We start from the raw sequence: 20,310 nt of genomic DNA, 5'->3' as shown, positions 1-20,310 counted from the left end.
GTCGGAGTGAGCATAGCGACCTCACGCCGCGCCCTTCCCCGCCTTGACCGGCATCTCCAGCTGGACCTCGGTGCCTTCACCCGGCGCGGTACGCAGTTTGCACTTGCCCCCGTGCCGTTCCATCCGCCCCCGGATGGAATCCGCGAGTCCGTGCCGGTCGGCCGGGACGACGTCGGGATCGAATCCCTTGCCCCGGTCGCGCACGAAAACCGTCACCGCTGTCGGCTCGACCTCGGCGTACACACTGACCTCGTCGACACCCGCGTGCTTGGCGGCGTTGACGATCGCTTCGCGCGCCGCCTGAACCAGCGCGGTCAACGGCTCGTTCAGCGTGGCTTCCCCCACCACGACCTGCTGAACCGAAATCGCGAAGGTGTCCTCGACCTCGCCGCACGCGGCCGCGAGCACCTCGGACAACTGACCACTGATCGCTTCCTCTTCGGTCTTCTGGCTCTTGCCGTACCCCGTCGGCCCGTACAGCCAGGCACGCAGCTCGCGTTCCTGACCGCGAGCGAGCCTGGCGACCTCGCGCGGTGCTTCCGCCTGCTTCTGGATCAGGGCGAGGGTCTGCAGGACCGAGTCGTGCAGATGCGCGGCGATCTCGGCGCGTTCGTCGGTGCGGACGCGGGCGGTGCGTTCGTCGGACAGGTCGCGGACCAGGCGCAACCAGAACGGGACGGTCAGCACGGCGACGCCGAACAGCGTCGCGATCACCGCGACCAGCGCGAACTTGACCTGCTCCATACTGCCGCTCTGCAGGACGACGACGCCGATCCCGGCCATCACCAGGGCGACACCGGCGACGACGCGGATCGCGGCCGACCAGCCCCCGCCGCCGAGGAACGCTCCGGCGACACTGTCCTTCGCCCCGAGCCGCCAGCGCCGCCGCTGCGACTCGTCGGCCTCCCGCCAGACGACCGCCGCACCGATCATGGCCAGCGCGAGCGGGATGGCGACCCAGCCGCTGATCAGGCCGGTCAGCGTGCCGCTGGCGACGGCGAGGCCGACACCCAGCGCCATCAGGCCGAACGCCTGCTGTTTCTCCTTCGGCGCGGATTTCTCCGGCTCGACCTCACCCGACTGTTGCTGGACGAACACCCAGAGCAGGCCGTACGCGAGCAGACCGGCGCCGTTCAGCGCGGCCAGCAGCGCGAACGCCGTCCGGACCCAGAGCACCTTGACACCGAGGTGATCGGCGAGCCCGCCCGCGACACCCGCGATGGCGCGGCCGGACCGGCGACGGTACATCTTGGGCGGTTCGAACTGCGTCAAGGGCAGGACGGCGGGCACGGGCACCGGAGGGCGCTCGATGATCGTCGGTTTCGCCTGCTCGGCGAGGTCGTTGGGAACGGATTCCTGCACGTTCTCCATGGTCACACGCCGGGAGATACTGATCCATCGGGGAAACCCCTGACTCTTCCCGCTGGGGAAACCTCAGGGACGTTCCCGGATGTGTCGGGTGTCCATCGGGGCGCATTCTTTGTGACATGAGTGGGAGTGAGACACATACGCCGAAGCGCGGCCCCGCGGCCGGCTTCGAGGAGACCGTCAAGGATTTCTGGCGGAGCAGGCCGGTTCGCCCGGTACACGGCCGTAAGTTCGCCGGCGTCGCGGCCGGGATCGGTTACCGGTACGGCATCGACCCGACCGTGGTCCGGGTCGCACTGGTCGCCGCGACCGTGTTCGGCGGCTTCGGCGTCTTCGTCTATCTGCTGGGCTGGCTGTTCCTGCCGCAGGAGGGCGACCGCGTTTCCGCGTTCGAGGGCCTGATCGGTCGTGGCCGTGCGTCGAGCTCGCCGGCGTTCGCGGTGCTGCTGCTGATCCTGCTGTTCCCCGGTCTCACCTGGACCCTGAGTGGCGGCTGGATGACCGATGGCACGGGGTTGATCGGTTTCGCGCTGGTCGCCGTCGCGCTGTACCTGCTGCATCGCAATCGCGGACAGTTCAACCGGCCGGTGATGCCCGCTCCGGCGTATCCGACCGCCGCGTTCTCGATGGCGTCGGCGTCGGCCTCCACCTCGACGGCGACCGAGGGCGGCTGGGATCCCCTCGCGGCCGACCCGTCCGCTTGGGACCTGCCGAACGCGTCGTCGTCGTTCGGCAGCGGTGGCCTGCCGCCGCAGACTCCTCCGCCGCCTCCCGCGCCGCCGGCACCTCGCGGCCGGAAGTCGAAGATCGGCGCCGCCACCTTCGGAGTCGCCGTACTGGTCGCCGGAGTCGGCACCGTCCTCGGTCTGGACGGCGAGGCGTGGTTCACCATGCAGCACGTCGTCGGGCTCACGCTGGGCGTGGTCGGCATCGGACTGGTGGCCGGTTCGTTCGTCCGGGGCGGTCGTGGGCTGATCGGGCTGGCGGTGCCGCTGGCGATCGTCGGGATGGCGCTGACCACGGTGCCGTTCGAGAACTTCTCCGTGAAGGGCGGTGTGGGCGACCTGAACGCGACGCCGAGCCAGGTGTCCGAGGTGCAGCCCGAGTACCACCGTTCGGCCGGGGACATCGGCCTCGACCTGACCAAGCTGCCCGCGGGGGCAACGGTGACCACGAAGGTCACCAATGGGGCGGGCACCTCGACGGTGCTCGTGCCGATGGGTGCCGAAGTGAAGGTCACCTGCGAGACGGGGGCGGGGGACGTCGACTGCCTCGGTCAGACGCGGTCGGGGGTCGGTGAGGACGCGATCGACTTCACCGCGCCGGGCGACAGCGGCCAGAAGATCGTCCTGCAGGTCAAGAACGGTGTCGGAAACGTGGAGGTGCGTCGTGGCTGAGTACGACTACGACAAGTACGACAGCACGCAGGCCCAGCCGGCGAAGCGCGGGGTGGACGTCTTCACCCTGATCGTCGGGATCGCGACGCTGCTGGTGTCGGGCTACGTCCTCTCGGACGGCTCCACGTGGCTCCCGCAGTTCGACTTCCGGTGGATCATGGCGGGCGGGGCGATCTTCGTCGGCGTCCTGCTGCTCGCCGCGTCGTTGCGCAAGAGCCGCCGCTAGCGGCCCCGCTCACGAACCACTCCCTCAGAAGGCCCCGGCCCCTCGCCGGGGCCTTCGCCTTGCGCCCACCTGCGGAAGGACGCGACTTTAGCCCCCTGATCGCGATCCGGTCGCCCAGGTGCCCGAGGCCCACGGGATCGCGATTAGGGGGCGAAAGTCGACCTATGCCGCCCAGGTGCCAACGCCCACCGGATCGCGATCAGGGGGCGAAAGTCGCTCCCCCTCGCCCGGGTGCCCAGGCGAGGGAGATCGCGTTTAGCCCGCTAAAGGCGAGTCGAAGGGGGTGCGGGTCACTCCCACTCGATGGTGCCCGGCGGCTTGGACGTGACGTCCAGGACCACTCGGTTCACCTCGGCGACCTCGTTGGTGATGCGGGTCGAGATCCGCTCCAGCACCTCATAGGGCAGCCTCGTCCAGTCCGCGGTCATCGCGTCCTCGGACGACACCGGCCGCAGCACGATCGGGTGCCCGTAGGTCCGCCCGTCGCCCTGGACGCCGACGCTGCGGACGTCGGCCAGCAGCACCACCGGGCACTGCCAGATCTCGTTGTCCAGCCCGGCCGCGGTGAGTTCCTCGCGCGCGATGGCGTCGGCCGCGCGCAGCGTCTCCAGCCGCTCGGCGTCGACGGCGCCGATGATCCGGATGCCGAGCCCCGGGCCGGGGAACGGCTGCCGCTGCACGATCGTCTCCGGCAGCCCGAGTTCCAGCCCGACGCGGCGCACCTCGTCCTTGAACAGCAGGCGCAATGGCTCGACGAGCTCGAACTGGAGGTCGTCCGGCAGCCCACCGACGTTGTGGTGGCTCTTGATGTTCGCCGCGCCCTCGCCGCCGCCGGATTCGACGACGTCCGGGTACAGCGTCCCCTGTACCAGGAACTTGTAGTCGCCCTTGGCCTTGAGATCGCGCTCGGCCTGCTCGAACACGCGGATGAACTCGCGGCCGATGATCTTGCGCTTCTCCTCGGGGTCGGTGACCCCGGCCAGCGCGTCGAGGAACCGCTCGCGCGCGTCGACGGTGACCAGGTTGACCCCGGTGGCGGCGACGAAATCGCGCTCGACCTGGGTCCGCTCACCGGAGCGCAGCAGGCCGTGGTCGACGAACACGCAGGTCAGCCGGTCACCGATGGCACGCTGGACCAGTGCGGCGGCCACGGCGGAGTCGACACCGCCGGAGAGCCCGCAGATCGCGCGGCCGTCGCCGACCTGCTCGGCGATGCGCGTGACCTGCTCGTCGACGATGGACGAGGTCGTCCACTGCGGCCGGATACCCGCGATGTCGTGCAGGAAGCGGCGAAGCACCTCTTGGCCGTGCGGCGAGTGGTGGACCTCTGGGTGGTACTGAACACCGGCGAAGCGGCGCTCGACGTCTTCGAACCCGGCGACCGCGGCGCCATCGCTCGACGCGGTCACGGTGGCACCCTCGGGCGCTTTGGTGACGCTGTCGTTGTGGCTCATCCAGGCGGGCTGGGTGTTCGGCAGCCCGGCGTGCAGCACGCCACCCTCACCGGAGACGCGGACCTCGGTGCGGCCGAACTCGCGGATCCCGGTCGGTTCGACCGTGCCGCCGAGCGCCTGCGCGAGCACCTGGTGGCCGTAGCAGATCCCGAAGATCGGCACACCGGAGTCGACCAGTCCGGGGGCGAGCGCGGGGGCGTTCTCCGCGTACACGCTGGAAGGACCGCCGGAAAGGATGATCGCGGCCGGATCCTTCGCGAGGATGTCCTCGGTGGTGGCGGTGTGCGGGACGACTTCGGAGTAGACCTGGGCCTCACGCACGCGGCGCGCGATCAGCTGCGCGTACTGCGCCCCGAAGTCCACGACGAGTACCGGACCGGTGGGACTGGGCACCTGAGACCTCCTGATCAGAGCAGCACGCTTCCCCACCATCGTCCCAGGTGGGCCCGGTCACCCCGCCGCCAACCCCCAGACGATTCAGGACAGCCGCTGACCGCTGGGAGGCCTACCGTCCGAAGGCATGAGCATTGACTGGACCGGCGAACTGTCCGAGCAGCTCGACCTGCACTGGAGGCAGCACCTTCGCCCTCGCCTGGAGACCCTCACCGACGACGAGTACTTCTGGGAGCCCGTCGAGGGCTGCTGGTCGATCCGGGCGCGCAAGACTGGCGAGATCATGATCGACTGGGCGTATCCGGAGCCGTCACCGCCGCCGGTGACCACGATCGCCTGGCGGATCGCCCACATCATCGTCGGCGTCTTCGCGATGCGGAACGCGTCGCACTTCGGCGGCCCGCCCGTCGACTACCAGACCTTCCCGTACGCGGCCTCCGCCAAAGAAGCGCTGGAGCAGCTCGACGACGCTTACGCGCGCTGGCGTGACGGCGTCCGCAGCCTCACCGGCGAGGACCTCGCACGCCCCTGCGGGGAGGCCGAAGGCCCGTACTCCGAGTACCCGCTCGCGACCCTCGTCCTGCACATCAACCGGGAGGCCATCCACCACGGCGCCGAGGTCCTCCTCCTGCGCGACCTCTACCGGCGTCGCCTTTAGCCCGCTAAACGCGACCTGGGCCCGACGTCGACTTTCGCCCCCTAATCGCGACGCGGGACCGCGTCGCGTTTAGCGGGCTAATCGCGACGCGCCCATACTGGGTCCAGCTGAGGAAAGGACCCGTCTTGCGAGCGACTGTCATCTACGGCGCCGGCGACGTACGCGTCGAGACCGTCCCCGACCCGAAACTGAGCGAACCCACCGACGCCCTTCTCCGCGTCGTCCGCTCCTGCATCTGCGGCAGCGACCTCTGGCCGTACGGCAGCATGCCCGCCCGCGACCGCGGCGTCCGGATCGGTCACGAGTTCCTCGGCGTCATCGAGGCCGTCGGCTCCGACGTCACCACGCTCAAAACCGGCGACCTCGTCGTCGCGCCCTTCGTGTACTCCGACAACACCTGCCAGTTCTGCCGCGAAGGCCTCCACACCTCCTGCCTGCACGGAGGCTTCTGGGGCGCGAAGGGGGTCGACGCCGGCCAGGGCAAGGCTGTCCGGGTTCCGCAGGCCGACGGCACGCTCGTGAAACTGCCGAACACCGAGGACGACGACCTGCTCGCGTCGCTCCTCACCCTCTCCGACGTCTTCCCGACCGGCCATCACGCCGCGACCAAGGCCGGAGTGAACGAGCGCACCACTGTCACCGTCATCGGCGACGGCGCCGTCGGGCTCTGCGCGGTCCTCGCCGCGAAGCGCCTCGGCGCCGAACGCATCATCCTGATGGGCCGTCATCGGGCTCGTACGGACCTCGGCCGCGAGTTCGGCGCGACAGACGTCGTGTCCGAGCGCGGCGACGAAGGCATCGAGAAGGTCCGAGAGCTGACCAACGGCGAAGGCACGCACACCGTTCTCGAATGCGTCGGCACGAAGGCCGCCTTCGAGATGGGCGTCGGCGCTGTCCGCCCCGGCGGCGCGATCAGCCGCGTGGGGGTGCCGCAGTACGACGAGGGTCCGATCGGCCCGCCGCTCTTCCGCCGCAACATCACCGTCACCGGCGGCGTCGCCCCCGCCCGCCACTACATCCCCGAACTGCTCGACGACGTCGTCGAGGGCCGGTACCAGCCGGGCAAGGTGTTCGACCGGACCATCGGACTCGAAGAGGTCCCGGACGGCTACCGCGCGATGGCCGACCGCGAAGCGCTCAAGGTGCTCGTCAAGCCCTGACTGGAATACCTTGTCACCTATGGACATGATCACCCCGGAACCGCGTCCCGCCTGGATCGCCGGCCGCGCCGAGCAGGGCGCTTCGACGCTCACCGTGCACCACCCCTACGACGGCAGCGAAGTCGCGACCGTCGCGGTGCCCGGCCCCGAGCAGGTCGAACGAGCGGTGAGCGCGGCGGCGAGCGTCGCGAAGGAGTTCCGGCGTTCCTCGGCGCACAGCCGCGCCGCGGCCCTCGACCACGTTTCGCGGGTCATCGCCGGCCGCGCCGAGGAGATCGCCGAGGTCATCACGGCCGAGAACGGCAAGCCGCTCAAATGGTCCGACGCCGAGGTGCGGCGCGCGGTGTCGGTGTTCCGGATCGCCGCCGAGGAGGCCCGTCGGTTCAGCGGTGACCTGCAGCGCTTGGACACCGATCCGGCGGGCGAAGGCAGGCTGGCCCTCACCCGGCGTATCCCGCGCGGACCGGTGCTGGGCATCGCCCCGTTCAACTTCCCGCTGAACCTCGTGGCGCACAAGGTCGCCCCGTCGCTCGCGGTCGGCGCGCCGATCATCGTCAAACCCGCGCCGCGCACGCCGCTGTCCGCGTTGATCCTCGGCGAGATCCTGGCCGAGACCGACCTGCCGGAAGGCGCGTTTTCGGTGTTGCCGCTCGGCAACACCGAGACTTCGGCGCTGGTCGCGGACCCTCGGCTGCCGGTCGTGTCGTTCACCGGGTCGGGCCCGGTCGGCTGGTCGTTGGCGGACGCCGCACCGCGCAAGCACGTCGTGCTCGAACTCGGCGGCAACGCGGCGGCCGTCGTCCTGCGCGACTGGCCGGATCCCGAAGGCGCGGCGGAGCGCATCGCGACCTTCGGCAACTACCAGGCCGGACAGTCGTGCATCGCGGTGCAGCGGGTGATCGTCGAACGCGAGGTCGCCGAGGAATTCGTGCCCGCGCTGGTGGAAGCCGTGAAAACCCAGCGGACCGGCGACCCCTACGACAAGAACACCGACGTCGGCCCGGTCGTCGACGAGGCGGCCGCGGAGCGGATCGTGGCCTGGATCGACGAAGCCGTCGCGGCGGGGGCGAAGGTCCTCACCGGCGGCAAGCGGGACGGCGCGACAGTGGAGCCGACCGTGCTGACCGACGTCCCACCGTCCACAAAGGCCTGGGCGGAAGAGATCTTCGGACCGGTGCTTGCCGTGTCTATTGTAGACGGTGTCGACGAGGCTTTCGCCTCGGTCAACGAATCCGCGTACGGACTGCAGGCCGGAGTCTTCACCCGCGACGTGCATCTCGCCTTCTACGCGTCGTCGGAACTGGAAGTCGGCGGCGTGATCATCGGCGACGTCCCGTCCTACCGCGCGGACCAGATGCCGTATGGCGGCGTCAAGGGGTCGGGTGTCGGCCGCGAAGGTGTACTCGCCGCGATGCACGACCTCACCGAAGAACGGGTCACCGTCTTCACCGGCATCGATCTTTAATCCGGGGTGACGGCCTGCGCGAACCCGAACACCTTGTCCGGGTCGTAGGTGTTCGCCACCTGCTTGAGCCGAGGGGCGTTGTCGCCGTAGTAGGCCGTCATCCAGTCAGGAAGGGCGGGGTCGATGTAGTTGACGTAGCCCCCGCCCAGGCCCATCCCGTTCACCACTTCGGCGACGGAATCCGTTGCCACGGAACGATTACGCGGGTCAGCCTGGCCGTAGACCTGCACACTGCCGATCGCCTTCCGGTGCCAGAACGCGGTGGCCTCGGGCGCGACGTCGGCGACGGCGCCACCGAGACCGTCGACCAGCAGGTCCATTCCGCGCCTGCCCTTGAGGACGGACGTCAGCTTCACGGGATCCGCCGGTTCGCTCAGTATCCGTGAAGAGGCCACAAAGGACTGTCGGTTTTCGCTGCCGGAGAAGTACTTCATGGCACCGAGATAGTCGAGTTGCTTGACGGAACGCGTCGCACCGATGAATCCGTCCAAAATTTTCCCCAGGGAAGCGGAATCACCTACGTAGCAACCGGAAACGCGCGCGCCGACCGAGGATCCGCCGGACAGTACGACGTTCGCCCACAACTCCGGCGGCGCTCCGGGCAGCCAACGCTGCCACTCGGCGAGGACGTCGTTCGCGCTGCCCGCCGGGAACTTCAGCGAGAACACGGTGACGGCCGAGGGAGCCGGATCGGTGCGGAAAGTGAACGACGTGACGACACCGAAGTTTCCACCTCCTCCGCCACGCAACGCCCAGAACAACTCAGGTTCGGAGTCCGCCGACGCGGTCCGCAGTTTTCCGTCCGCCGTGACGACCTGCGCCGATACCAGGTGATCGCAGGTGAGTCCGTACTTTCGGGCGAGCACCCCGATCCCGCCACCTAGCGCCAGTCCGGCGATACCGACGCTGGGGCAGGAACCCGCCGGCAAACAACGGCCCGCGCCGCCGAGGGTGGCGTAGACATCCTTGAGTTTCGCACCCGCGCCGATCACGACCTGCTCACCTTGAACGTCCACTGAGGACATTCCGCCGAGGTCGAGCATCAGCCCGCCGTCGGGAACGGAGTATCCCGCGTAGCTGTGACCGCCGCTCCGGGCCGCGATCGGAACCCTCCTCGCCGCGGCGGAAACAGCGGCCTGCACGTCTTCGGGCTTGGCACACTTCGCGATCGCTGCGGGCTTGAGACCGTCGAACGCCGGATTGAACACGCGTTTGGCGCTGTCGTAGCCGGAATCCCCCGGCAGCAACAGCGCAACCTTCTTCCGCAGCGCCGCCCAGTCCGGCGGCCCGGCGGGCGGCGTGACGCTGGTGCTCGGCGGCAACGACGTTCCGGGAGCCGCGGTGGGCGCTTGGGCGGGAGGTGCCGCGGAGCACGCCGAAGCGGCCGCCCCGGCCACGGTCGCGCCGGCGAGCTTGAGGAACGCCCTTCTCTCCAGCCTCATGTCCATGAGACGCCCACGGGACGAACAGGTTGCGACCCGACGCGTGTTTCGCCGTAGCCGAGTTCCCGGGCATGCAGTCTCGCGTTCACGCGCGCTCCTCCTTCAGGCTGCGGATGAACAGGAAGATCAGGTAGGGCGCGCCGAGGATCATCGATGCGACGAGCGGCGGCCGCGGTGGAGACGGCGGCCGGCGTGATCGACGCGAACACGGGCAGCAGCCAGCACACGGGGCTAGGACGGTGCCGTCACAGCCAATGCGGGAGCGGCGGGGCGACACCGTCCAAAGTGGAGCCATCGCTGCGGCCGGTGATCCACGCCAGTACCTCGCCAGGGGTTCCGGTGAGCGTCACCGGCTTCCCGGTGCCCATCCGCCACTCGTGCCGGGTCCCGTCGGCTCCGGCTGCGACCAGCAGGACGGACGGCAGTTCCCCGCCGTACATGCCGATGGCGTTGCTGACGACGACCTCGAAATCGTCGGCGAGCAACTCGGCGACGCGGGCGAAGTCGTAACCGAGATCCAGGTCGGCCAGGTGGATGGCGGTTTCGGAAAGCCGGAGCCACAGCACGAACTCCGCCGGGATCTCCCGGCCCTGCCTGGCGCGCACCCGTACCGCCCAGGCTTCGTCCGGCATGCCGGAGGCGACCTCGGCAAATCGCGCCGCGGAGCCGACGACGTCCTCGGCGATCTCCGCCGCGGACCGGTACGCGCCCTGCTCGATGTCACCGTCCCTGGCTCCCTCACCGGCGTACATCGGGGTTTCGACGCCGGACTTCGCCCAGGTGAGCAGGTTGACCAAGCCGTCGGCGTTGCGGGCCAGATGGGACAGCAGATGCGCCCTCGTCCAGCCCGGTAGCGCACTGGGGGCCCAGACGGTCTCGTCGTCGACCCCGCGTGCCACCCGCGCCCATTCGTCGTGCAGGGCGCGGACGCGGTTCAGCAGGACATGTGCGCGTTCAGTGGCTGTCACGACCCCAATTTAGCGCCGAAGCGCCGCCGGCGCGCCCGCCGGAACAGCGGGGTTCTTCGGCGAGATCGGCTCGAGCCGCACGTACGGCGAGTCCTGCGGCGGCCTGCTGTCCTGTTCGCCCTTGTTCGGCCACAGCGAGAACGCCCGCTCGGCCTGCGCGGTGATGGTCAGCGACGGGTTCACGCCGAGGTTGGCCGTGATCGCCGATCCATCCACAATGGACAACCCGGGGTAGTTGAAGACCCGGTGGTACGGGTCGATCACGCCGTTGTCCGGTGCCGTGCCGATCGGGGCACCGCCGATGAAGTGCGCGGTGAGCGGGATGTCGAAGATCTCGCCCCAGGTGCCGCCCGCCATGCCGCCGATGCGTTCGGCCGTCCGGAGGTTGGCCTCGTGCCCGGCGGGGATGAAGCTGGGGTTCGGCTCGCCGTGCCCCTGTTTCGAGGTGTACTTGCGGCGGCCGAAGAGGCCACGCTTGGTGTAAGTGGTGATGGAGTTGTCGAGGCTCTGCATCACCAGCAAGATCACCGTGCGCTCGCTCCAGCGGTAGCCGTTGAGCAGCTTCACGGTCTGGACCGGGTGCTTGAGCATGAAGTCGACCGCCTGGCGCCAGCGCGGGACCGTCGAGTCGCCTTCGGTGGCGATGGTCTGGAGCAGGCTCATCGCGTTGCTGCCCTTGCCATAGCGGACGGGCTCGATGTGCGTGTTGTCGTCGGGGTGGATCGACGACGTGATCGCGACGCCGCGGCTGAAGTTCCGCTCCTCGTCCACCGACGTGCGGGCGGCGCCGATGATGGCCTCGGAGTTGGTGCGGGTCAGTTCCCCGAGCCGCGGCGAGAGCTTCGGCAGCTTGGCGGTGTCGCGCATGCCGTGGAGCAGGTTCTGCGTGCCCCACGTCCCGGCGGCGAGCACCACCTGCGCGGCGGTGAGCTTGTGCCGGAACTTGCGCGAGGTGGTCCCGGTTTTCTTGATGCTCACCTCGTACCCACCTGCGTTTAGCGGGCTGATCGCGCTCACCGTGGTGAGGGGGATGACCTTCGCGCCGTCCTTCTCCGCGAGGTAGAGGTAGTTCTTGACCAGCGTGTTCTTGGCGCCGACGCGGCAGCCGGTCATACAGGCGCCGCATTCGGTGCAGCCGGTGCGCGCCGGACCCGCGCCGCCGAAGTACGGGTCCTCGGCGCGTTCCCCCGGCTTGCCGAAGTACACGCCGACCGGTGTCGGGTGATACGAGCCGGCGACGCCCATGTCCTCGGCGACGCCCTTCATCACGACGTCCGACGGCGTGACGCTCGGGTTGGTGACGACGCCCAGCATGCGGCTGGCCTGGTCGTAGTGCGGGCCGAGTTCGGACTCCCAGTCGGTGATGTGGGACCACTGCGGATCGACGTAGAACGGCTTCAACGGGCGGTACAGCGTGTTCGCGTACACCAGCGAGCCGCCGCCGACGCCCGCGCCGGCGAGCACCATGACGTCCTTGAGCATGTGGATGCGCTGGATACCGAAGCAGCCGACCTGGGGCGCCCAGACGTAGCGGCGAAGGTCCCAGGACGTCTTCGCGAACTCGTCGTCGGCGAAGCGACGGCCCGCCTCGATGACGGCGACGCGGTAGCCCTTCTCGGTCAGGCGGAGGGCAGCGACACTGCCGCCGAACCCGGAGCCGACGACGATCACGTCGTAGTCGAAGTCGTCTTCAGTGGTGGTGTTACTGGCAGTCACACCCACGACTGTAACCCCGGCCACCTCTTCTGACCAGAGGTAAGTTACCGGCCAGTCACCTTCCACCCGGATGCGGGAACGCGGCTAAGGCATCATCGGCCGGTGGATACGGATGCCCCGGTGGCGATCGATTTGACGCGTGACGAGCGCACGGTACTGCGCTGTGGCCTGGCGGAATGGGGTGGACCCGCTGCCTGCACCGACGCCCTCGCCGTCGCGATGGGCTTCAAGGACGTGCCCGACCTCTTCGAACAGGCTCGAAGGCTTCGCGAGGCGCTGGCCGAGGACAAACCACTACGCGCCTCGGAATGGCGCAAGACCCTGATCGCCACCGAGATCGTGTTCGCCAGCGACGTCTTCGGCTCCGGGATGGACTGGTCGATCACCACGGGCTTCTCGGACGACGAAACCCTCCCGATCCTGCGGGACCTGCAGCGAAAGATCGCCCGCGCGCTCGGCTCCGCCCGCTACCGCCCCCGCGCCTGAGCGACTTTAGCGGGCTAAACGTGACACAGGAGGGACGCATGGGGCTGCTGTGACTACTGAGACCACCTGCACGCAAAGCGGCCCGGATCGCGTTTAGCGGGCTAAACGCGATCCGGGCCGGGAGCGAACGTCAGCGGCGGACGGTCAGGCCGACCCGCTGGAACTCCTTCAGGTCCGAGTAGCCCGTCTTCGCCATCGCTCGGCGAAGGGCACCGAAGAGGTTCACGACGCCTTCAGCGTCCGAGGACGGCCCGAACAGCAGCGTCTTGAGGTCGACGGCGTAGTCCGGCCCCAGCGCCACGCGCGAACGCGGCAGCGACGGGTGCGCGGCGGCCGCCGTCCAGTAGAGGCCCTGCCCCGGCGCCTCGGAGGCGGCGGCCAGCGGCGCACCGAGCATGACCGCGTCGGCGCCGCAGGCGATGGCCTTGGCGATGTCGCCGGACACGCTCATCCCGCCGTCGGCGAGCACGTGCACGTACCGGCCACCGGTCTCGTCGAGGTAGTCACGGCGCGCGGCCGCGGCGTCGACGATCGCGGTCGCCATCGGCGTCCCGATCCCGAGCACGCTGTCCGTGCTCGTGACGCCGCGAGTGGCGCCGTGACCGACGATGACGCCCGCCGCGCCGGTGCGCATCAGGTGCATCGCGGTGCGGTAGTCGCTCACACCGCCCGCGATCACCGGGACGTCGAGCCGCCCGATGAAGTCCTTCAGATCCAGCGGCTCGGCGTCACGCTGGACGTGCTCGGCCGAAATGATCGTGCCCTGGACGACCAGGATCTCGACGCCCGCCGCCAGGAGATCCGGCGTGAGTTCGGCGGCGTGCTGCGGGCTGACGCGCGCGGCCACGGTGACACCGGATTCGCGGACGGTCTTGATCGCCTCGCTCAGTAGATCCAGCCGGATCGGGGCGGAGTGCAGTTCCTGCAGCTCACGCACGATCGCGGTCGGGTCATCGGTGTCCTCGGCCGCCCGGACGAGGCGGAAGATCGCGTCCTCGACGTTCGGGTGCCGCGCCCAAAGCCCTTCGGCGTTGAGGACGCCCAGCCCGCCGAGCTCGCCGACGGCCACCGCGGTGCCCGGCGACACGATCGCGTCGGTGGGGTGCGTGACCAGCGGCAGCTCGAAGCGGTACGCGTCGATCTGCCAGGCGGTGGACACGACCGACGACGACCGGGTGCGCCGCGACGGCACGATCTCCACGTCATCGAGGTCATACGCCCGCCGCGCGGTGCGGCCCATGCCGATCTCGACCAGATCCCGCACGTCAAGTCCCTTCTCACCGACGACCGTTACACCCCATTGTCGCTAGGCCGCGTGGGTGACCTGCGCACGGGGCTCCTGAACCGGGCGAAAAGTCACACCAGCCCCGCCTGCCCCACCAGTTTCGCGTTTAGCCCGCGAAAGTCGCTCCGCTGGGGGCGCAGGGTCAGAAGGAGACCTTCTCCACGGAGTCGGCCCGAAGGACGGATTCCTGCGAGAAGGCCTTTTTGTAGGCGGTCCGGATCTCCTCGATCTCGCGGTTCGCGTCGCGGTCGCTGAACGGGTACACGACCACGATCACCCTCGACTTCTCCCGCGTGATCACCCCGTCCGGCCCCCGCCACTGACCGCGGCCGGTCAGCTCGGTGAACCCGTCCGGGAAAGCCGGGGTGATGACCTTGTCGGAAAACGCCGTGAACTCCGCGTCACTCACCTCGCCACCGCCAGGCTTCGACGCACCGAAGTACAGCTCAGTGCGCTTCCACGGCTCGCCAGGCGAAGCCTGAGTGTCGGCAGCAGTCTCGACAGCGCTCGAAACAGGCGCGGCCGAAGCCGCGACCCCACCGCCGAGCCCGAGGACGGCAGCGGCGAAGACAGCCACCAAGGTGCGCCGCGAAAAGGGCAGAGAAGACATCCGGTTCCTCCCAGGAGACTTGATCGGCGGATCAAGTCTCCCGAGAAGGGATCCGGCTGCGTAAGTGTCCGAAAGGGCGGACTACCGGGTGGTGTAGTTCGGGGCCTCGACGGTCATCGTGACGTCGTGCGGGTGGCTCTCCTTGAGCCCGGCCGCGGTGATCCGCACCAGCTGCGCCTCCTGCAGCTCGGAGATCGTCGACGCGCCCGCGTAGCCCATCCCCGACCGCAGCCCGCCGACCAGCTGGTGGACGACGTTCGCGAGCGGCCCACGGAACGGGATGCGCCCTTCGATGCCTTCCGGGACCAGCTTGTCCTCGCTCAGCACGTCGTCCTGCGCGTAGCGGTCCTTCGAGTACGACTTCGCCTGGCCGCGCGACTGCATGGCGCCCAGCGACCCCATCCCGCGGTAGGTCTTGAACTGCTTGCCGTTGACCAGGATCAGGTCGCCGGGCGATTCGGCGGTGCCCGCGAGCAGGCTGCCGAGCATGACGGTGGACGCGCCCGCCGCGAGCGCCTTCGCGATGTCGCCCGAGTATTGGATGCCCCCGTCGCCGATCACCGGAATGCCCGCCGGGCGCGCCGCCTGGTCGGCCTCGTAGATCGCGGAGATCTGCGGCACGCCGACCCCGGCGACGATGCGCGTGGTGCAGATGGAGCCCGGGCCGACGCCGACCTTGATCCCGTCCGCGCCCGCGTCCACCAGCGCCTGCGCACCGGCCCTGGTCGCGACGTTGCCGCCCACGATGTCGACGGTTTCGCCCAGTTCCTTCTTCAGCAGCGCGACCGTCTCGACGACGGCGCGGGAGTGCCCGTGCGCGGTGTCGACCATCAGGACGTCGACCCCGGCGTCGGCCAGCGCCATCGCGCGCTTGTGCCCGTCCGGTCCGACGCCGACGGCGGCACCGACGATCAGGCGGCCGTTCGTGTCCTTGGTGGCGTTGGGGTACTGCTCGGTCTTGACGAAGTCCTTGACCGTGATCAGCCCGCGCAGCTTGCCGGCGCCGTCGACGATCGGCAGCTTCTCGATCTTGTGCCGACGCAGCAGGCCCAGCGCGGCCTCGGCGGTGACACCGACCTGCGCGGTGACCAGCGGCAGCTTCGTCATCACCTCGTGCACCGCACGGGTGTGGTCGACCTCGAACCGCATGTCGCGGTTGGTGATGATGCCCACCAGCGTCCCGGCGGCGTCCGTCACCGGCACACCGGAGATCCGGAACCGCGCGCACAGGGCGTCGACTTCGGCGAGGGTGTCCTCCGGCGAACAGGTGACCGGGTCGGTCACCATGCCGGCTTCAGAGCGCTTCACGACCTCGACGGCGGACGCCTGGTCGTCGATCGGCAGGTTGCGCTGCAGCACGCCCATCCCGCCCTGGCGCGCCATCGCGATCGCCATCCGGCCTTCGGTGACCGTGTCCATGGCGGCGGAGACCAGCGGGATGTTCAGGGTGACGTTGCGGGAGAGCCGGGTGCGGGTGCTGACCGCACTGGGCACCACATCGGACTCGGCCGGCAGCAGCAGCACGTCGTCGAAGGTCAGCCCGAGCATGGCGAACTTGCTCGGGACGGGGGCGGTGACGCTGTCGCTGGTCATAGCAGGCGAACGGCCTTCCTAGCGGTGACTAATGGGGGCCGCCGTGGCTGATGGCATCACGGCGAGGGCCTGCCCCTCATGATATCCGGGCCGGGCGGCCGCCCGGCCCGGGTGGGCGCCCGGTAGCGTGCAGGCGTGCCGCATGATGCGTTGCCCCCAGACCCGTTCGCGGATGACCCGGAGGACCCGGCCCGCGCGTTCATCGACGACGCCGACCGGCTTGACGAGCCGATCAGCGACGAGGAACGCACCGAGCTGCTGGCCGACCTCTCCGATCTCGCCGTCTACCAGGCGCTTCTCGAACCTCGCGGAGTACGCGGGATCGTGGTCGACTGCGGAGAATGCGACGAACCCCACTACCACGACTGGCATCTGCTCCGCGCCAGTCTCGAGCAGCTGCTCGCCGACGGACGGATGCGGCCGCACGAGCCCGCCTTCGATCCGAACCCGGGTGACTACGTGAGCTGGGACTACTGCCGCGGTTTCGCGGACGGTGTCACAGCCAACGAGAGCGCCTACTGATCGCGTTTAGCCCGCTAAAGGCGACTTGAGCCCGCAAAGCGAAGGGCCTGGTGAGAGGGATCTCACCAGGCCCTTTCAGCGTTCTGGGCAGTGCTACTGGTTCTCGACCACGCCGGGTGCCTGCGCGCCGGCTCCCGGCGACGGCTCGTTGCGCGGGCCACCAGGGTCGTTGCCCGAAGCGGGCTGCGTCGTCGACGTCGTGGGCGGCGGCGGCTCTGTCGTCGAGGTCGGCGGAGTCGGCGTCGGGGTCGTGGTACCCGGCAGACTCGTGCCGGGGTTGCCGCCTCCGGGCAGCGACGTCGGCGGAGGAGTCGGCTGCGGCGTGGGCGGCGGCGTCGTCAACACCGGGGTCTGCGTGGGCGGCTGCTGGTCAGAGGGCAGCGTCGGCTGAGTGGGGTTCTGCAATTGCGCGCTCAGCTGACGGTGCTGCTCGAGCAGCAGGTCGCGATTTTCTTCGTCGGTCACCTGGCTCAGCGCGGCCTGTGCCTCGTCGAGCGCCTTGCGCGCGTCGTCGAGGCGCCCGCCGGCGAGCGCGAGGTTGGCCTTTTCCAGATCGAGTTTGACCGCGGCGGCGGCCTCGACCGACCGGGCGTGGTCGGCGTAAAGCACCTTGGTCAGGCCCCAGAGAGTGTCACCAGGCTGCGCGTCCTTCGCGGCGAGACCGGTACCGGCGAAGGCGATGGCCAGGACGGCCGCGGCGGCGGCCACCGGGACCAGCAGCCGGCGTCTTCCCCCGTGTTTACGGGCGAGCGCGGCGGTCTTCACGGTGGTGACGGCGGTGTCGACGTCCACCAGTTCCGCGAGCGGTTCACTGTCGATGTCGCGCCGCCAAGCCAGCAACAGCGCGTTGAGTTCCTGATCGCCGAGGTCGTCGGCCATTTGCGGGTCCGAGCCACCGAGAGCGTCGAGCAGCGCGTCGTCGGCCTGCACGGCCGATAGATCAGCGGCGAACTCAGCCTCGGAGGACGTCAGCCCTCTTTCGAAAGCCGTCAGTTCACGATCGGTCTCAGGGGAGAACCGATGGTCGCGATCGGTCACTCAGATCACCTCCTCAGCGGCCAGAACCTTACGTAGGCGCGCGAGGGCGCGATGCTGGGCCACCCGGACGGCGCCGGGGGTGGACCCCACGGCTTCGGCCGTCTCTTCGGCGGACAATCCCACTACGACACGCAGGACCACGATCTCACGCTGTTTGTCGGGAAGGACGCGTAGCAGTTGCGACATGCGCTCGTTCAGCTCGCCTTGGAGGGCGCGCTGCTCGGGGCCGACGCCACCCTCGATCTCGTCGGGGACTTCGGCGACCGGCTCGGCGCGGTTGCGGGCCGCCGCGCGATGCGCGTCGGCCACCTTGTGCTGGGCGATCCCGTAGACGAAGGCCAGGAACGGGCGGCCCTGATCACGGTACGAAGGCAATGCCGTGAGCACCGCGAGACACACCTCCTGAGCAACGTCGTCTGCGGAAGCGAACGAACGCTCCTGCCTGCCAACCCGAGCGCGGCAGTACCGCACTACCAAAGGACGGATGGCCGCCAGCAACCGCTCGACCGCTTGAGGATCACCCTCAACAGCAGCGGCGACCGGCTCATCCAGTCCGTCCCCCACATTGGCCATCGCAGACAACAGTCCCAGTGTTACGTATAGGCGTGCAAAGAGTCCGGCGTGTGACTTCGGGTGCCACTACCGGCGACAGTTACCGTACCGCCCGGGGGCGCCGCTTTCGCTGACGGCCGTCACCGGCGCGCCGCCCTTCCGGCGAGCGCGCGGAAATCCGGGTCTTCCTGCATCCCCCGCTCGTGTCGAACTTTCAACGAGCCGGAACGCGGTGAGATACGACGGTCCACCCGGAGGCGGACGCGCTCGGGCAAGAGTGCCCGAGAGGTGAGCTTAAAAGCGCGAAGCGTGACAGGGAACACAGGTACGGGCCAGGGGCGTGCCCCCGGCCCGTTGTCACCCGTTGCGCGATCAAACCAGCGAAATGAAGAAAGCGTTGTCAGGAAACAAGTCCACGGCGGAATCCGTGGGCGACCGCTTGAGCACGGTCTCGCACGCCGAGCTTGCGGAACAAGCGGCGTGCGTGGGTTTTCACGGTGTCTTCGGACAGGTACAGCTCGCGGCCGATCTGTCCGTTGCTCTTGCCCTGGCTCATCCCACGAAGCACCTGAAGCTCGCGCTCGGTGAGCTGGACGCCGGGGTCCGACGGCTGGCGCGGCGCCGGCACCGAGGTGCTGGCGAGGGTGTGCGCCAGTGCGGCGACCAGCTCGGGACGCGAGGCGTCCCAGCGCAGGTAGCCGCGGGCTCCGCCGGCGATCGCGGCGGCGATGCTTCCCGCATCGTCCGGGGCGCCGAACACGATCACGTTCGCTTGGGGGTTCGCCGAGACGAGCCGCCTGGTGGCTTCGACGCCAGTCGGGACAGCGCGCTGGGTACCGACCAGCACGACGTCGACCGGCTGGCGGGAGTACCGGGCCAGCAGCTCGTCACCGTGCGCTACGCAGTCGATGCGACTGACCCCTGGGACCGCGGACATCACTCGAGTGAGCCCTTCGCGGACACTGCGTCGGTCGTCGCAGATCAAGACCGTCGTCACGGGGTTTCCTTCCTGCAGCCGGGTGACATTCCACTTCCCCTATCGGACGCTTTAGCCCGAACCTTGACACGATCCGGTGGCTTTTTTTGAAAGTTCTTAGCCCGGTTGCCGGAATGGGCCCTCCAACAGGCTAGACGCCCTCAACCCGGCACCCACGGAGATTCCCGTGCCAGCCACCTCCCGCAAGCATCTGCGTGCCGTAACACTGCGTGCAACAGTTCGGCACTTCTGAATCGATACTCGTCGGCGTGTCCTGCCCCAAGGTCCGCCGCGACCAGGCAAGCGACCCACAGAAGTGAATTGAATTCGTATTTCTCGGCGGTCTCGCGAGCGTCCTCGACCAGCGTCTTCACGCGCTCCCGCTCGGTGGAACTTCCATTCGCCATCGCCACGGCGAGTACGAGTTGTGATTTGACGACATGTCGGCAGGCGCCCTGGGCCCGCGCCGTTTCCAGCGCCATTTCCGCAGGTGCGATCGCCGCCTCGAAAATGTTACTCGCCAGTTCGATTTCCGCGCCCACCCAACCGGCCCTGGTCCGGCTCCGCCAGTTGCCGGTGTGCGCTCCCGCACGGGCCGCCAGCCGGCGGGCGGCGGCCAGCCTGCCGCGCCCGAGGTTGTCCGCCGCGAGCCCGAGGAGGGCGTCCGCCCGCGCCCCCTCCGCGTCCAGGCCGTCGGGGTCCGGCTCGCCTCGTGGCTCCGCGATCACGAGCGCGAGCGCTTCCCCGTCGAGGACGAGCGCCGCCGCGTGCCCGCCCAGCTGCCGTCGATGCGAGGCCAGCGTGCTCGCGGCCAGCGACGCCAGCACCGGATCCTTGTTCGTCCGCAACCCGCTCAGCACGGTGGCCGCCGCCGCGTACCGGCCGCGGGCGCCGAGGCCGATCGCGGCGAGCAGCCGTCCGCGAGGCGAGGCGGGCACCGCGAAGGGCGACGGCGGCGGCACGCCGTCCCCGAACGCGGCGGATCGCAAGGACTCTTCCAT

General features: G+C 69.2%; 19 protein-coding genes. 7 read left to right on the top strand and 12 right to left on the bottom strand.

Features of this window, described 5'->3' with window-relative positions; translation table 11 throughout:
- Window positions 1-21: 21 nt before the first annotated feature.
- Window positions 22-1,377: a PspC domain-containing protein gene (locus ACZ54P_RS07035; RefSeq protein ID WP_465460590.1), complete on the bottom strand. Its 1,356-nt coding sequence runs from the start codon at window positions 1,375-1,377 to the stop codon at window positions 22-24.
- 110 nt (window positions 1,378-1,487) lie between these two features.
- Between ACZ54P_RS07035 and ACZ54P_RS07030 the strand changes: the two genes are divergently transcribed.
- Both ACZ54P_RS07030 and ACZ54P_RS07025 read left to right on the top strand, forming a co-directional pair.
- The gene (locus ACZ54P_RS07030) at window positions 1,488-2,765 is read left to right on the top strand and encodes a PspC domain-containing protein (RefSeq protein WP_465460589.1); all 1,278 of its coding nucleotides are present in this window, start codon (window positions 1,488-1,490) and stop codon (window positions 2,763-2,765) included.
- Window positions 2,758-2,991, top strand: coding sequence for a hypothetical protein (locus tag ACZ54P_RS07025; RefSeq protein ID WP_465460588.1), 234 nt, complete (start codon window positions 2,758-2,760; stop codon window positions 2,989-2,991). The genes ACZ54P_RS07030 and ACZ54P_RS07025 overlap by 8 nt, the downstream gene beginning before the upstream one ends.
- Window positions 2,992-3,281: 290 nt before the next feature.
- Here the strand turns inward: ACZ54P_RS07025 and guaA are convergent, their stop codons facing one another.
- On the bottom strand, window positions 3,282-4,838 hold the full coding sequence (guaA, locus tag ACZ54P_RS07020) for a glutamine-hydrolyzing GMP synthase (RefSeq protein ID WP_465460587.1): 1,557 nt from the start codon (window positions 4,836-4,838) through the stop codon (window positions 3,282-3,284).
- 127 nt (window positions 4,839-4,965) lie between these two features.
- Here guaA and ACZ54P_RS07015 point away from each other — a divergent pair, with 127 nt between their 5' ends.
- From ACZ54P_RS07015 to ACZ54P_RS07005, 3 genes are all read left to right on the top strand, one after another.
- Complete coding sequence (locus ACZ54P_RS07015) at window positions 4,966-5,496, top strand: DinB family protein (RefSeq protein ID WP_465460586.1); 531 nt, start codon at window positions 4,966-4,968, stop codon at window positions 5,494-5,496.
- A gap of 125 nt (window positions 5,497-5,621) precedes the next feature.
- Window positions 5,622-6,656, top strand: coding sequence for a zinc-dependent alcohol dehydrogenase family protein (locus tag ACZ54P_RS07010; RefSeq protein ID WP_465460585.1), 1,035 nt, complete (start codon window positions 5,622-5,624; stop codon window positions 6,654-6,656).
- Window positions 6,657-6,675: 19 nt separating this feature from the next.
- A complete protein-coding gene (locus ACZ54P_RS07005) occupies window positions 6,676-8,121 on the top strand; it encodes an aldehyde dehydrogenase family protein (protein WP_465460584.1) in 1,446 nt (481 codons plus the stop codon).
- On the opposite strand, the gene ACZ54P_RS07000 is transcribed toward ACZ54P_RS07005, so the two are convergent.
- The 3 genes from ACZ54P_RS07000 to ACZ54P_RS06990 form a co-directional block, all read right to left on the bottom strand.
- Window positions 8,118-9,563, bottom strand: coding sequence for an FAD-binding oxidoreductase (locus ACZ54P_RS07000; RefSeq protein ID WP_465460583.1), 1,446 nt, complete (start codon window positions 9,561-9,563; stop codon window positions 8,118-8,120). The genes ACZ54P_RS07005 and ACZ54P_RS07000 overlap by 4 nt on opposite strands.
- Before the next feature lie 245 nt (window positions 9,564-9,808).
- Complete coding sequence (locus ACZ54P_RS06995) at window positions 9,809-10,531, bottom strand: maleylpyruvate isomerase N-terminal domain-containing protein (protein WP_465460582.1); 723 nt, start codon at window positions 10,529-10,531, stop codon at window positions 9,809-9,811.
- 9 nt (window positions 10,532-10,540) lie between these two features.
- Window positions 10,541-12,247: a GMC oxidoreductase gene (locus ACZ54P_RS06990; RefSeq protein WP_465460581.1), complete on the bottom strand. Its 1,707-nt coding sequence runs from the start codon at window positions 12,245-12,247 to the stop codon at window positions 10,541-10,543.
- A 102-nt stretch (window positions 12,248-12,349) separates the two neighbouring features.
- On the opposite strand from ACZ54P_RS06990, the gene ACZ54P_RS06985 reads away from it, so the two are divergent.
- Window positions 12,350-12,733: a hypothetical protein gene (locus ACZ54P_RS06985; RefSeq protein ID WP_465460580.1), complete on the top strand. Its 384-nt coding sequence runs from the start codon at window positions 12,350-12,352 to the stop codon at window positions 12,731-12,733.
- A 130-nt stretch (window positions 12,734-12,863) separates the two neighbouring features.
- Here the strand turns inward: ACZ54P_RS06985 and ACZ54P_RS06980 are convergent, their stop codons facing one another.
- The 3 genes from ACZ54P_RS06980 to guaB form a co-directional block, all read right to left on the bottom strand.
- Window positions 12,864-13,997 (bottom strand): GuaB3 family IMP dehydrogenase-related protein, encoded by a 1,134-nt coding sequence (locus ACZ54P_RS06980; RefSeq protein ID WP_465460579.1) that lies wholly within the window; start codon window positions 13,995-13,997, stop codon window positions 12,864-12,866.
- A 163-nt stretch (window positions 13,998-14,160) separates the two neighbouring features.
- Window positions 14,161-14,628, bottom strand: coding sequence for a DUF3574 domain-containing protein (locus tag ACZ54P_RS06975; protein ID WP_465460578.1), 468 nt, complete (start codon window positions 14,626-14,628; stop codon window positions 14,161-14,163).
- 81 nt (window positions 14,629-14,709) lie between these two features.
- On the bottom strand, window positions 14,710-16,221 hold the full coding sequence (gene guaB / locus ACZ54P_RS06970; RefSeq protein ID WP_061983387.1) for an IMP dehydrogenase: 1,512 nt from the start codon (window positions 16,219-16,221) through the stop codon (window positions 14,710-14,712).
- Between the two features lie 135 nt (window positions 16,222-16,356).
- Here guaB and ACZ54P_RS06965 point away from each other — a divergent pair, with 135 nt between their 5' ends.
- Entirely contained in the window at window positions 16,357-16,743 is a 387-nt protein-coding gene (locus ACZ54P_RS06965) for a DUF5319 domain-containing protein (protein WP_037314839.1), read from the top strand.
- A gap of 93 nt (window positions 16,744-16,836) precedes the next feature.
- Here the strand turns inward: ACZ54P_RS06965 and ACZ54P_RS06960 are convergent, their stop codons facing one another.
- The 4 genes from ACZ54P_RS06960 to ACZ54P_RS06945 form a co-directional block, all read right to left on the bottom strand.
- A complete protein-coding gene (locus ACZ54P_RS06960) occupies window positions 16,837-17,781 on the bottom strand; it encodes an anti-sigma-D factor RsdA (RefSeq protein WP_465460577.1) in 945 nt (314 codons plus the stop codon).
- Entirely contained in the window at window positions 17,782-18,354 is a 573-nt protein-coding gene (locus ACZ54P_RS06955) for a sigma-70 family RNA polymerase sigma factor (protein ID WP_037314832.1), read from the bottom strand.
- Window positions 18,355-18,733: 379 nt separating this feature from the next.
- On the bottom strand, window positions 18,734-19,330 hold the full coding sequence (locus ACZ54P_RS06950) for a response regulator transcription factor (RefSeq protein WP_003073605.1): 597 nt from the start codon (window positions 19,328-19,330) through the stop codon (window positions 18,734-18,736).
- A 140-nt stretch (window positions 19,331-19,470) separates the two neighbouring features.
- On the bottom strand, window positions 19,471-20,310 hold the full coding sequence (locus ACZ54P_RS06945; protein WP_465460576.1) for a hypothetical protein: 840 nt from the start codon (window positions 20,308-20,310) through the stop codon (window positions 19,471-19,473).

It is taken from the genome of Amycolatopsis sp. NPDC034160 (genome assembly GCF_055575355.1).
This window is presented reverse-complemented; position numbering and strand designations above follow the sequence as displayed.

What these genes read in the sequence shown, in the direction of transcription:
- ACZ54P_RS07030 (WP_465460589.1), top strand. Translation starts at nt 1,488, where the DNA reads ATGAGTGGGAGTGAGACACATACGCCGAAGCGCGGCCCCGCGGCCGGC.
- ACZ54P_RS07015 (WP_465460586.1), top strand. Translation starts at nt 4,966, where the DNA reads ATGAGCATTGACTGGACCGGCGAACTGTCCGAGCAGCTCGACCTGCAC.
- ACZ54P_RS07005 (WP_465460584.1), top strand. Translation starts at nt 6,676, where the DNA reads ATGGACATGATCACCCCGGAACCGCGTCCCGCCTGGATCGCCGGCCGC.
- ACZ54P_RS07000 (WP_465460583.1), bottom strand. Translation starts at nt 9,563, where the DNA reads ATGAGGCTGGAGAGAAGGGCGTTCCTCAAGCTCGCCGGCGCGACCGTG.
- ACZ54P_RS06975 (WP_465460578.1), bottom strand. Translation starts at nt 14,628, where the DNA reads ATGTCTTCTCTGCCCTTTTCGCGGCGCACCTTGGTGGCTGTCTTCGCC.
- guaB (WP_061983387.1), bottom strand. Translation starts at nt 16,221, where the DNA reads ATGACCAGCGACAGCGTCACCGCCCCCGTCCCGAGCAAGTTCGCCATG.
- ACZ54P_RS06955 (WP_037314832.1), bottom strand. Translation starts at nt 18,354, where the DNA reads ATGGCCAATGTGGGGGACGGACTGGATGAGCCGGTCGCCGCTGCTGTT.
- ACZ54P_RS06945 (WP_465460576.1), bottom strand. Translation starts at nt 20,310, where the DNA reads ATGGAAGAGTCCTTGCGATCCGCCGCGTTCGGGGACGGCGTGCCGCCG.